Source organism: Micromonospora sp. NPDC049282 (assembly GCF_043197045.1).
Lineage (GTDB): Bacteria > Actinomycetota > Actinomycetes > Mycobacteriales > Micromonosporaceae > Micromonospora.
On record NZ_JBICSL010000018.1, the window covers coordinates 41309 to 53372 of the forward strand.

Below are 12064 nucleotides of genomic sequence, written 5' to 3' on the forward strand. Positions count from 1 at the left end.
GCCGTACGGTGACTGCCATGGCCCGCCCCGACCCTGACGCCGCCGCCCGGAGGCGGGGCGTCGCGCTGGTCGCGGCGCACACGCTGTGGTTCTGGCTGCTGGTCCCGCCGGCCGCCGCGATCGTCGACGGCGAGGTGCGGCCCGCCGCGCCGGCGGCCGTCGGGCTGATCGGGTTCGCGCTGCTCTACCTCACCATGGTGGCCGTGCCGGTGGTGTCCCTGCCGGTCCCGCCGCTGGCGCGGCGCCTCGGGCTGGCGGTGTTCGCGCTGCTCGGTGTGGGGCTCGCCGCAGCGTACGCCGGTGGTCCCGGCGGCTGGTTGATCCTGTTGATGTACGTGGCGGCGGCGGGTGCCGTGACGGTGGACCGTCCGGCGTGGGGCTTCGGCTGGGTCGGCGCCGCGGTCGCCGCGGTCGCGGCGATCGGCGTGGCCCGTGGGGCGCCGGCCGCGGAGACCGCGCAGACGGCGCTGATCACGATGCTCGCCGGCGCCATGACGCTGGCGTTCGTCCGGATGGCGCAGCTCGTCGACGAGCTGCGCCGGACCCAGCGCGAGCTGGCCCGCTCGGCGGTGCGGCAGGAACGGCTCCGGTTCGCCCGTGACCTGCACGACCTGCTCGGTCACACGCTTTCGCTGGTCGTGGTGAAGGCGGAGGTGGTACGCCGGCTCGTGCCGGCGGACCCGGACCGGGCGGCGGCGGAGGCCGCGGACATCGAACGGATCGGCCGGACCGCGTTGGCCGAGGTCCGCGAGGCCGTCACCGGCTACCGGGACCACAGCTTCGGCCGGGAGCTGGCCAACGCCCGGGCCGCCCTGGCCGACGCCGGGATCGCGGTGACGGTACGGCACGGCGGCGACCCGCTCGACGCGGCGGTCGACGACACGTTCGGCTGGGTGCTGCGGGAGGCGGTGACGAACGTGCTGCGGCACAGCCGGGCGACCCGTTGCGAGATCGATGTCCACCTCGACGCCGACGGGTCGGTGCTGAGCGTCCGGGACGACGGCGTCGGCGGCCGGCCCGAGTTCGGCAACGGGCTGCGCGGTCTCGCCGAACGTCTGGGCCGGGCCCGGGGCACGCTTGACGTCACCCCGGACCCCGACGGCGGCCTGCGGCTCACCGCCCGGGTCCACGGCCGGCCCGCTCCGGCGGTGTGCCGGTGATCCGGCTGCTGCTGGCCGAGGACCAGGGCATGATGCGCGGCGCGTTGGCCCTGCTGCTGAACCTCGAACCCGATATCGAGGTGGTGGCCGAGGTGGGCACCGGCGCCGGCGCGGTCGAGGCGGCCCGGCGGGTCCGCCCGGACGTGGCGCTGCTCGACATCGAGATGCCCGACGGCACCGGCCTGGACGCCGCCGCCGCGCTGCGGGCCGAGGTGCCGACCTGCCGGGTGCTCATCCTCACCACGTTCGGCCGGCCCGGCTACCTCCGTCGGGCCATGGCGGCCGGCGCCCGGGGTTTCCTGGTCAAGGACGGCCCGGTGGAGGAGTTGGCGGCGGCGGTCCGGCGGGTCCTGGCCGGCGAGCGGGTGATCGACCCGGCGCTGGCGGTGGCGGCGCTGTCGGCCGGCCCGGATCCGCTGACCGGCCGGGAACGCGAGGTGCTCGCTGCCGCCATGGACGGCGCGACGGTCGCCGACGTCGCGGCCGAGCTGCACCTGTCGGAGAGCACGGTCCGCAACTACCTGTCGGCGGCGATCGGCAAGACCGGCACCCGCAACCGGATCGAGGCGGCCCGCGCCGCCCGCGCCAACGGCTGGCTCTGACCGTCCCGCCGCGCGCTCAGGACCGCTCGCGGATCTCCATCTCGGCCACCAGCCCGTCGGCGAGGCGGTAGACGTGCGTGACCGTCTGGTTCGCCAGCTCCGACCCGGCCCGGTCCCGGACCACCTGGTGGACGGTGACGGCGATGCGGCCGTCGGGTTCGACGGCGAAGGCGGTCGGCGTCACCGTCGGGTCGATCTCGGCCCACTGCCGGCGCCAGTAGGCGCCCACCTCGGCGTGGCCGTGCAGGACACCGTCCTCCCAGCCGTTGGGCCATCTGACGTCCGGGGTCATCGCAGCCAGCAGGCTGGCTACGTCACGCCCGTTGAAGGCCGCGTAGAGGCTCGCGAGCCGCGTCTGCGGCGCGTCCGGTCCAGGATCCGTCATCCCACGATTCTGGCCGGTCCGGGCGGATCGTGATCGGTGACTTCGCGCTCGGCAGAACGGATCGGACTCGCGCCTCCTGCGGGTCGGCCGGCTGCCGACGACCTTCCCGCCCGGGGCATCGGTGACGCAGCGGATAGTAGGGTCGCGCGGTGACCGCGTACGACATCGCCGCCGAACTGCCGGACATCGACGTGCTGAAACGGCGGTGCCGGGCGCTGGCCGTGCTGGAACGCATTCTCGACGGTGGGCATCCGTACTACGCCTACGATCCGGCGTGGGGTCCGGACGAGGCGGCGCTGATGAGCAACGGCAGTGGCGACGAGTGGGCCGTCGTGTTCACCGCCGACGGCGTGTTCATCCGGGTCTTCGACCACGAGTCGCCCATGTCGCCCTACGCCCACGAGGATCGCGAGTTGTGGCCGGGCCTGCTCGACGGTCTGCCGGAGGTGCTGGGCCCGTTGGTGGCCGAGCCGGCGTTCGGCGACGAGGAGGGGCATTTCGTCGCGACCGCCGTGCTGTGGCGGCTGGACGGCGACGACCGCTGGCAGGCCGGCGCGGACATCACCTTCCCGCCGCGTGCCGGACTGTACGACGACGTCGGGCCGGACGGGTCCGGGATGCTGAAGATCCTCCTCGACGACATCGTGGAGCGGTACGTGGTATTCGCCGAGGACTACTACGAGATCGCCGTGGACCGGGCGGCCGTCGCGCACGTGGTCGCCCACCGGCCGCTGACCGACGCGGTGACGCGGACCCTGAACCCTCGCCTCGTCCTCGCCGACGTCCGGCACGACGTCGCGGCGACGGGCTATCCGGTCGACTGACGCGCGATACCGGCCTGTCAGCCGTCGGCGAGGAGCCGGTCGCGGACCTCGCGGCGGAGGATCTTGCCGATCTGGGAGCGGGGCAGGTCCTCGACCACCACCACCCGGCGCGGCACCTTGTAGCCGGCCAGGTGGGTGCGGCAGGCGGTGCGGATCGCCTCCGGGGTGCCGGCCACGGCGACGTCGAGCACCACGGCCGCGACCACCTCCTCGCCGTCCGCGGTGGGCACGCCCACGGCGGCGGCCTCGATAACGCCGGGGATGCGACGCAACGCCTCCTCCACCTCGGACGGGTAGACGTTGAAGCCGCCGGTGATGATGAGTTCCTTGATCCGGTCGACCACGGTCACGAAGCCGTCGGCGTCCATGGTGACGATGTCGCCGGTGCGCAGCCAGCCGTCGGGCAGCAGCACCCGCGCCGTCTCGTCGGGTCGGTTCCAGTAGCCGGAGAACACCTGCGGGCCGCGTACCAGCAGTTCGCCGGCCTCGCCGGCGGGCCGGTCGCGGGTCGGGTCCTCCGGGTCGACGATACGGACCTCGGTGGAGGGGAACGGCACCCCGACCGTGCCGGGCCGGCGGGTCGGCGCGACCGGGTTGCCAAGCGTGATCGGGGACGTCTCGGTCATCCCGTAGCCCTCGACGAGCAGCCCGCCGGTCACCTGTTCCCACAGGTCCACGGTGGTCGGCGGCAGTGCCATCGCGCCGGAGATGGCGTACCGGATCGAGGTGAGGTCCGCGCCGCGCTCGCGGGCGGCGGTGGCCAGTCGCGCGTAGACCGGCGGCACCGCCGGCAGGAACGTCGGCGGGCGGCGGCGGGCCGCGTCGAGCACCTGGTCGGCGTCGAAGCGCGGGAACAGCACCAGCGTCGCCCCGATGCCCACGGCGAAGGTGAGGCAGAGCGTCAGCCCGTACGCGTGGAACAGCGGCAGCACCGCGTACACCGTCTCCGCGCCGTCGCGCAGGCCGGGCACCCAGGCCCGGCCCTGCGCGGCGTTGGCCCGTAGGTTGCGGTGGGTCAGCACGGCGCCCTTGGGCACCCCGGTGGTGCCGCCGGTGTACTGCAACAGCGCCACGTCGTCGACGCCCGGCCCCGGGTGCGCGGCCGGCAGCGGGTCGGCGGCGGCGACCAGGTCCGACCAGGCCCGCGCGCCGGGCGCGGTGCCGGTCATGGCCGCGCGGGCGGCGCGGACCTTCGGCAGCGGCAACCGCAGCGCCCACCGCTTGAGCCGGGGCAGCGCCGCGGTCAGGTCGACCGCGACCACGGTACGCACGGCGCCGCGCCCCGCCACCAGCGGCGCGATCCGGTCCCACACGACCGCCACCTCGGCGCCGTGGTCGGTGAGCTGCCGGTCCAGTTCGACGGCGGTGTAGAGCGGGTTGTGCTCGACCACCACCGCGCCGAGGCGCAGCACCGCGTAGAAGGCGACCACGTGCTGCGGACAGTTCGGCAGCACCAGCGCCACCCGGTCGCCCGGCGAGACGCCCAGCCGGCGCAGCGCCTCGGCGGCGCGGGCCACCTGGTCGGCCAGCTCAGTGAAGGTGGTGGTGGCGCCGTAGAAGTCGAGGGCCACCCGGGGCCCGAACCGGCCCGCCGCGTCGGTGAGCAGCTCGACCAGCGAGCCGTCCGGCTCGGCGATCTCAGCCGGCACCCCGGGTGCGTAGCTCTGGGTCCAGGGTCGCCGGTCGGTCGCGTCCATCGCCGTCTCTCCTCGCTGCGCGGATGACGGCCCCAGCCTAACGTGACCGGCCGGTAACTTACGCTGGCGTAGGTTGCCGGGTTGGTCACATCAGCGGTGCCTCGCCGAGTGCCGGTCGACCACCCGCCGGGTCTTCAGGATGGCGAAGATGACGACCGCGGCCAGCGCGATCACGCCGATGATGACCAGCCAGCGGACCGCCTCCAGCAGCAGCCCGAGCAGGATGAGCACGCCGGCGACCACGCCGACCACCCAGAGCAACGCACGCATGTCGTGCCTCCCGTCTCCCCCGGTGGGCCGCGCGCTTTCCCGCTCCGCCGGCGACCATGCCCACCGGCGGGCGGTCAGCGCCGGGCCACGTAGACGGTGTTCGCCGCCTCCCGGCCCTGCAGCGGGTTGGGGAACCGGACGACGTGCGCCACCGACGTCGGGAACACCTCGGTCAGCGTGCGCTGGAACTCGGAGTCCGGCGGGTCGTTCGACCAGAGCGCGAACACCCCGTCCGGGTGCAGCAGCGTGGCCAGCCGCCGCAGGCCCTCGACCGTGTAGAACGGGGCGTGGCTCGGGTGCAGCACGTGGCGGGGGGAGTGGTCCACGTCGAGCAGCACCGCGTGGAACCGCCGCCCGGGCTCGTCCGGGTCGAACCCGCCGTCGGCGACCGCGGCGAAGAAGTCCGCCCGGACGAACCGGGTACGCGGGTCCGCGGCCAGACCGGCGGCGAACGGCAGCAGGTCCCGGCAGTGCCAGTCGATCACGTCCTCGATCGCCTCGACCACCAGCAGCGAACGCACCCGGGCGTCCGCCAGCGCGGTGCGCGCGGTGTAGCCGAGCCCGAGCCCGCCCACCACCACGTCGAGCGTCTCGCCGGTGAGCGGGGCCAGCCCGAGTCGGGCCAGCTCGATCTCCGCGACCGGGAAGGCGCTGGACATGAGGTACTCGTCGTCGAGCTTCACCTCGTAGACTTCGGCGCCCAACGCCGGGTCGTGGCGCCGGCGCAGGCTGATCTCCCCGATCGGGGTCTCCCGCCAGGCCAACTCCTCGAAACGCACGCCCACCCGGTGTCCTCTCCGCCGATCCGTCACCGGATGGTACCGGCCGGCTCGGGACTCGGCCCGGCGAACGCCCCGGCCGGCGGTCAGTCCGCCGGGCGGGTGGCCACCACCACGGTGTCCAGCGCGTCGACCGTGCCGCCGTCGGTGGTCGGCACCGGGCGGCGGGCCGTCTCGGCGCGCCGGATACGCAGCCCGGCCAGCCCGTCGACCACCGCCTCCGGGGTGAGCAGCACGTTGGCGTCCTGCGGACCGCCGGTGCCGCCGGAGAGGTTCGCCAGGTCGTGGCCGACCACCACGAGCGTGCCGCCGGGGCGCAGCGCCGACCGGGCCGCGGCGAGCACCCCGGCGAAGTCGGCGGCCGGCAGGTGCAGGTAGCTGATCAGCACCAGGTCGTAGCTGCCCGGCACCGGCCGGTACGCGGTCACGTCGGCGACCCGCCAGTCGACCGAGACGCCCCGCGCGGCGGCCAGCTCCCGCCCGCGCTCGATGGCCACGGTCGAGAAGTCCACCGCGTTGACCCGCCAACCCTGACCGGCCAGCCAGACCGCGTTGCGCCCCTCGCCGGCGGCGATGTCCAACGCCGAGCCGGGACTCAGGCCGGCGACCGACTCGACCACGAACCGGTTGGGCTCAGCGCTCCACACCAGTCCGGATGCTTTGGCGTACCGGTCGTCCCAGGCGTTGCTGTCCACTGTGTCCCCTCCTTCGGCGGCCCCACACCGCCACCGTGACCGTACCGGCTGCGGCGAGAATGGCCAGCGCGAGTCCCGTAACCGGCGGTAACTGCCGGGTCAGGACGAACACGCCCATCACCACGACGAACCAGCCGAACGCCTTGCGCAGCACGTCCTCCGGGATGCGGCCGGCCAGTCGGCCGCCGAGCAGGCTGCCGACGATCGCGGCGGCGGTCACCGCGCCCGCGAGCCCCCAGTCGATCTGCACGCTGGACAGGTAGCCGGCCAGGCCGGCGAATGACTTCATCGCGATGACGACCAGCGACGTGCCGACCGCGACCGGCATCGGCAGCCCGCCGAGCAGCGCCAGGGCGGGCACGACCAGGAACCCGCCGCCGGCGCCGACCAGGCCGGTGACCAGGCCGACGACCACGCCGTCGAGGATCACCCGGCGCACCGGCGGCTCGTGCGGCGTCGCCCGTCCCTCGGCGGGACGCCGGCCGCGGATCATCGCGGCCGCGGTGGCGAGCATCATCAGGGCGAACGCGGTGAGCAGGACGCTCGCCGGGACGAACTCGGCCAGCCGGCCGCCCGCGTACGCCCCGGTCATGCCGGCCAGGCCGAAGACCAGTCCGGTGCGCCAGCGCACCCGGTGGGCGCGGGCGTGCGGCAGCACGCCGACGGCGCTGGTGGCGCCGACGACGAGCAGCGAGGTGGCGATGGCCTCCTTGGCGGGCAGGTCGGCGACGTAGACCAGCAGCGGCACGGCGAGGATGGATCCGCCGCCGCCGAGCAGGCCGAGGCTGACGCCGATGAGCATCGCGCCGGCCACGGTCAGCGCCAGGGCGGTCACGATCGCCGCCCGGCGCCGGAGTCGCGCAGCTGGCCGACGACGGTGTCCAGGTCGCAGCTTGCGCCCCGGTTGTAGGGCAGCTTGCTCAGCAGCATGCCCATCGCGCAGGTGTTCGAGACCGCCGCGAAGGTGAGGCCGGCGCCGATGACGCCGGCGACCCACTCGAGGCCCGGCGCCCACACCGAGCCGACGACGGCGGCCAGCACGATCGAGCCGGCGACGAGGCGGACCTGGCGCTCCAGGTCCCAGCGCGGCCGGCCCCGGTTGACCGGTGCGTTCGCGGCCTGCCACGCCAGCATGCCGCCGTCGAGGACCTTGAGGTTGGGCAGGCCGACGATGGCGAGCGCCTGCTCGGCCTGGGTGGCGCGGGCGCCGGAGCGGCAGATCAGCACCACGTCCTCGTCGAGGTGGTCGCGCAGCTCCTCGCGGTGTTCCCGGAGCAGGTCCAGCGGCACGTTGTAGGCGCCGGCGACGTGCGCGGCCTCGAACTCGCCGGGGCTGCGGACGTCCAGCATCCGGGGGGCGCGGCCGGCGGCGATCAGCTCCCGCAGGGTGGCCGCGTCGATGGTCGACGGGGTCGTGGTGGTCATGCTCTCTCCTTCGGTGGTTCTGGGCAGGGGGCATCGCCGGCCGGCGCGGTGGGCGCGCCGGCCGGGCGGGGAACGGGGAGATCAGGCGGTCGGTGCCAGCCGGACGCCGGCGGCCTCGGCCCGGCCGAACATGTCGTCGATCAGCACCACGTCGTGGCCGGCGTTGGCCAGCAGGGACGCGGCGGCGGTGGCCCGGTAGCCGGAGCCGCAGTGCACCCAGACCGTGCCGGCGGGCACGTCCGCGAGCCGCGTGGGCAGGTCGGGAAGCGGGATGTGCACCGCGCCGTCGACGTGCCCGGCCGTCCACTCGTTGGTCATCCGCACGTCCAGGACGACCTGCGGGGCGGGCAGTCCGGCCGGGGTGTTCCCGGCCTGCGCGGCGGCCAGCGCCGGGAAGTCGGCCACGGTCAGCTCGCGCAGCTCCGACCGTTCGGCGGTCCACCGCTCGGGCGTGCCGGTGGCCTGGGCGGCCGGCCGGTCGATGCCGATCCGGACCAGCTCCCGCTGGGCGTCGGCGACCTGGTCCGGTGTCTCGGCCAGGAGCGTGATCGGCACGCCCCACTCGATCAGCCAGCCGAGCCAGGTCGACATCGGCCCGTCCAGGCCGAGGCTGACGGTGCCGGCCAGGTGCGAGGCCGCGTACGCCTTGCGGTGCCGCAGGTCGACCACCCACTCGCCGGCGGCGATCCGGCGGCGCAGCTCGCCGGCGTCGGCCCGGGCCACCGGGGTGAGGTCGACCGGGGCGGGACCGGCGGCGTTGGCCACCCCCATGTGGGCGTAGTAGGCCGGGTAGGCGTCCAGGCCGGCGAGCGTCTCGGTGACGAACCGGTCGGCGGCCAGCCGCAGCACCGGGTTGGCGTCCTTCTCCCGGCCGATGGTCGACTCGGGGGCGTCGGCCTGGCTGGCCGAGCAGAAGCTGCCGAAGCCGTGCGTCGGCCACACCTGCGCGCCGTCGGGCAGCAGGTCGGCCAGCTTGCGCGCGGAGGCGTGCTGGTGGTGGGCCAGTTCGTGGGCGTGCTGCTGGCCCAGCAGGTCGGTGCGGCCGGTGGTGCCGAACAACAGCGAGCCGCCGGTGAACACGCCGACCGGCGTCCAGCCGCCGTCGCTCGTCTCGTCCAGCACGTACGACAGGTGGTGGAACGTGTGGCCCGGCGTGCCGACGACCCGCAGCCGCAGGTCGTCCGAGACCGGGACCACGTCGCCGTCGGCCGCGCGCATCCGTTCGAAGCCGACCTGGTCGGCGGCGGCCACCAGGTAGTGCGCGCCGGTGATCCGGGCCAGTTCCAGGCCGCCGGAGACGTAGTCGTTGTGGATGTGGGTCTCCACCACGTGGGTGATGCGCACCCCCTTGGCGCCGGCCAGGTGCAGGACGCGGTCGATGTCGCGCTGCGGGTCGACCACGATCGCCACCCGGCCGTCGGCGGCCAGGTAGCTGCGGTCGCCGAGCGAGGACGTGGCGATGACGGAAACCTCGACGGTCACGTGCCGTTCTCCTCTCGTCGTCGCGTATACCCCCGGGGGTATGCGCGGGACAGACTCCGGCCCGGGTTCTCCGGACACGGGTTACCCGCCCGGGCCGCGATCACGCGACCCGGGTCGGATGTCGTGGTGCTAGGCCAGGGAGAGGAAGAGCTTCTCCAGCTCCTCCTCGGTCATCTCCGGCTCCTCGCCCGCCTGCCGGGCGGTGCCGCAGTGCCGCATGCCGGAGGCGATGATCTTGAAGCCGGCCCGGTCGATGGCCTTGGACACCGCGGCGAGCTGGGTCAACGCCGCACGGCAGTCCTCACCGTTCTCCATCATCTCGATCACGGCGTTGAGCTGACCCCGGGCCCGCTTGAGCCGGGTCAGCGCGTCGCCGGTCATCTCGGGTCGTAGCTTCACGTCGCACCTCCTGCCTCCGAACATACCCCAGGGGGTACCCGTTCGCCACCGCCCAGGGCTCCTGCGGCGATCGATCACGACGTTGACGGCGGTCATGTCCGGTATGTCGGTCGCTGACCTCATGATCGACCGAGGCTTGTGGCGTGATCGACACCAGTTCGGCGAAGTGGCGGTGTCGCGGTGGGGTTGATACCGCCACCTCGGCGACGTTGCGATCCCCGCCCCCGAGCGCGAGAGCCCGCGGGCGGGGGGCGTCGGGCGGGGGACACGCAGGGTCGCCGGAGGATCGACGGAGCGCTTATCCTGTGCGCCGGTGAACCCGGCGGAAGGGACTCGATGGCGTCGCGGCAGGATCAGCTGCACTCGTACCAGTTCACCGTCCAGCGTGCGGTCGCCGCGCTTGTCATGCGCGAGACCGACCCGGCGCAGTCGCCGTTCCGCCGGCTGGCCGGCGCCGGTCTGGCCAGCGTGCTGGTGGCGGCGATCGCGCTCGGCGGGGTGGCGCTGTACGGCCTGTTCACCGGCGGCGGCAGCTCCTGGCGGGACACCCGGGCGGTGATCGTGGAGAAGGAGTCCGGCGCCCGGTTCGTCTACCGCGACGAGAAGCTGCACCCGGTGCTCAACTACGCCTCGGCCCTGCTGATCATCGGGGCGGACCGGCCGAAGACCGTGCTGGTCACCCGCCGCGCCATCGAGGGCGTGCCGCGCGGCCTGCCACTCGGCATCGCGGACGCCCCGGACTCGCTGCCCGCCGCGAACCGGCTGGTCCGGGACGGCTGGACGCTCTGTTCGTCGGTGACCGGGGAGGCGGGCCGGGCCGAGGCCCGGTCCGCGCTGCTGATCGGCCGGGGCGCGCCCGGCGGCCGGGCGCTCGGCGAGCAGGGCCTGCTGGTCCGCCACCCGGACGGCGGGCTGCACCTGCTCTGGCACGACCGGCGTTACCTGCTGCGCGACACCGACCGGGTGCTCGCCGCGCTGGCCGCCACCCGGGAACGGGCCGTGCCGGTCGCGGCGGCGTTGCTCAACACCCTGCCGGCCGGCGCCGACCTGGTCCCACCGCCGGTGGGCGATCTCGGCGCCCCCTCCGAGCGGGTCGGCGGCGCCGCGGTGGGCGACGTCTACCTGGTGCGCAACTCCGGCGGCGGCCGGCAGTACGCGGTGGCCGCGCGCGGCGGGCTGGCCGGCATCACCGAGTTGCAGGCCGCGTTGCTGCTGGCGCGCACCGGCCAGGGCGAGCCGGAACCGATCACGCTCGGCCGGTTCGCCGCGCTGCCGAAGCTGCCCGACCTGGAGCCGTCGGGGCCGACCGCGCCGCCCGCCGTGCCGCCCCGGCTGGCCACGCCCGAGGGCGGCGCGCTCTGCGCCCGGGCCGGCGACGACGCGGGCGTACGGGAGATCCGGCTCGGCGTGACCGCGCCGGACCTGACCGCCGCCACGCGTACCCCCGGGGGTCGGGGTGGGCTGGCCGACCAGGTCGTGGTGGAACCGGGGCGCGGCGCGCTGGTGGAGGCGGCGGCCGCGCCGGGCGCGACCGGCGGCGCGGTCTGCGTGGTCACTGACCTGGGCCGGCGGTACGCGCTGTCCGGCGCGGACGTGCCGGGCATGCTCGGCTACGCCGGGGTGCGCCCGGTGCGGCTGCCGGCCGGCCTGGTCGACCTGCTGCCGGCGGGCAGCCCGCTGGACCCGGAGGCCGCCCGCGCGGTGGCCGCCCCGGCGTGACCGGCGGCCCGACTCAGGCGGGCCGGCGCAGCACGGTCACCGCGAACTCGGCGCCGTCGTGCCAGGGCCGCAGGTCCCAGGTGGCGAAGCGGTGCTCCAGGCGCAGCCCGGCGGCGACCGCGTCGGCGTCCAGCTCGGCGACCGGGTAGCCCCGGTCGGTGCCGAAGCCGACCACGACCGCTCCGTCCGGGCGCACGTGCGCGGCGATGCGGGCCAGCACGGCGCGTTCGGTGCCGGGGGCGACGAAGGTCATCACGTTGCCGGCCACCACGGCCGCGTCGAACGGCTCCGCCTCGCCCTGCCCGGGCAGGTCCAGCTCGGCCAGGTCGGCGACCAGGAAGCGCGGCCCGGGGTGGTCGGCGCGGGCCGCCTCGACAAGCGTCGGGTCGGCGTCCACGCCGACGACGGCGTGGCCGCGCCCGGCCAGCGCGGCGGCCACCCGGCCGGTGCCGCAGCCGGCGTCGAGGATCCGCGCCCCGGGCGGCACGAGCGCGTCCACCAGCCGGGCCTCGCCGGCCAGGTCGGCGCCCTCGGCGGCGAGGCGGCGGAACCGGTCGACGTACCACTGCGAGTGGCCGGGTTCGGTGTCGGTCACCCAGCGGGTCGGCTTGCTCATGGGCCAACCGT

Annotated in this window: 14 protein-coding genes; 4 read left to right on the plus strand and 10 right to left on the minus strand. The window is 75.1% G+C overall.

The genetic code is table 11. From position 1 onward, the window contains the following. Positions 1–17 precede the first annotated feature (17 nt). Positions 18–1160: a sensor histidine kinase gene (locus ACGFI2_RS24965; RefSeq protein WP_393521236.1), complete on the plus strand. Its 1143-nt coding sequence runs from the start codon at positions 18–20 to the stop codon at positions 1158–1160. Then, the gene (locus ACGFI2_RS24970) at positions 1157–1762 is read left to right on the plus strand and encodes a response regulator transcription factor (protein WP_393521238.1); all 606 of its coding nucleotides are present in this window, start codon (positions 1157–1159) and stop codon (positions 1760–1762) included. The genes ACGFI2_RS24965 and ACGFI2_RS24970 overlap by 4 nt, the downstream gene beginning before the upstream one ends. Positions 1763–1778: 16 nt before the next feature. Here the strand turns inward: ACGFI2_RS24970 and ACGFI2_RS24975 are convergent, their stop codons facing one another. After that, positions 1779–2147 (minus strand): nuclear transport factor 2 family protein, encoded by a 369-nt coding sequence (locus ACGFI2_RS24975; RefSeq protein ID WP_393521240.1) that lies wholly within the window; start codon positions 2145–2147, stop codon positions 1779–1781. A gap of 149 nt (positions 2148–2296) precedes the next feature. Between ACGFI2_RS24975 and ACGFI2_RS24980 the strand changes: the two genes are divergently transcribed. Continuing rightward, the gene (locus tag ACGFI2_RS24980) at positions 2297–2971 is read left to right on the plus strand and encodes a hypothetical protein (protein WP_393521242.1); all 675 of its coding nucleotides are present in this window, start codon (positions 2297–2299) and stop codon (positions 2969–2971) included. 17 nt (positions 2972–2988) lie between these two features. Here ACGFI2_RS24980 and ACGFI2_RS24985 read toward each other — a convergent pair whose 3' ends face one another. The 8 genes from ACGFI2_RS24985 to ACGFI2_RS25020 form a co-directional block, all read right to left on the minus strand. Beyond that, complete coding sequence (locus tag ACGFI2_RS24985) at positions 2989–4668, minus strand: long-chain-fatty-acid--CoA ligase (RefSeq protein ID WP_393521244.1); 1680 nt, start codon at positions 4666–4668, stop codon at positions 2989–2991. A gap of 90 nt (positions 4669–4758) precedes the next feature. Further along, positions 4759–4938, minus strand: a complete 180-nt coding sequence (locus tag ACGFI2_RS24990) for a hypothetical protein (protein ID WP_393521246.1) — start codon at positions 4936–4938, stop codon at positions 4759–4761. 74 nt (positions 4939–5012) lie between these two features. Further along, positions 5013–5723, minus strand: coding sequence for a spermidine synthase (locus ACGFI2_RS24995; protein WP_393521248.1), 711 nt, complete (start codon positions 5721–5723; stop codon positions 5013–5015). A gap of 80 nt (positions 5724–5803) precedes the next feature. Then, positions 5804–6412 (minus strand): class I SAM-dependent methyltransferase, encoded by a 609-nt coding sequence (locus tag ACGFI2_RS25000; protein ID WP_393521250.1) that lies wholly within the window; start codon positions 6410–6412, stop codon positions 5804–5806. Further along, positions 6351–7250, minus strand: a complete 900-nt coding sequence (locus ACGFI2_RS25005; protein ID WP_393521360.1) for a sulfite exporter TauE/SafE family protein — start codon at positions 7248–7250, stop codon at positions 6351–6353. The genes ACGFI2_RS25000 and ACGFI2_RS25005 overlap by 62 nt, the downstream gene beginning before the upstream one ends. Next, a complete protein-coding gene (locus ACGFI2_RS25010) occupies positions 7244–7837 on the minus strand; it encodes a rhodanese-like domain-containing protein (protein ID WP_393521252.1) in 594 nt (197 codons plus the stop codon). The genes ACGFI2_RS25005 and ACGFI2_RS25010 overlap by 7 nt, the downstream gene beginning before the upstream one ends. 81 nt (positions 7838–7918) lie before the next feature. Next, entirely contained in the window at positions 7919–9319 is a 1401-nt protein-coding gene (locus ACGFI2_RS25015) for a rhodanese-like domain-containing protein (protein WP_393521254.1), read from the minus strand. Positions 9320–9448: 129 nt separating this feature from the next. Further along, positions 9449–9718, minus strand: coding sequence for a metal-sensitive transcriptional regulator (locus ACGFI2_RS25020; RefSeq protein WP_091064957.1), 270 nt, complete (start codon positions 9716–9718; stop codon positions 9449–9451). A 336-nt stretch (positions 9719–10054) separates the two neighbouring features. On the opposite strand from ACGFI2_RS25020, the gene eccB reads away from it, so the two are divergent. Then, entirely contained in the window at positions 10055–11437 is a 1383-nt protein-coding gene (gene eccB / locus ACGFI2_RS25025) for a type VII secretion protein EccB (RefSeq protein WP_393521256.1), read from the plus strand. A 13-nt stretch (positions 11438–11450) separates the two neighbouring features. On the opposite strand, the gene ACGFI2_RS25030 is transcribed toward eccB, so the two are convergent. Further along, the gene (locus tag ACGFI2_RS25030; RefSeq protein WP_393521258.1) at positions 11451–12053 is read right to left on the minus strand and encodes a class I SAM-dependent methyltransferase; all 603 of its coding nucleotides are present in this window, start codon (positions 12051–12053) and stop codon (positions 11451–11453) included. Positions 12054–12064: the final 11 nt, after the last annotated feature.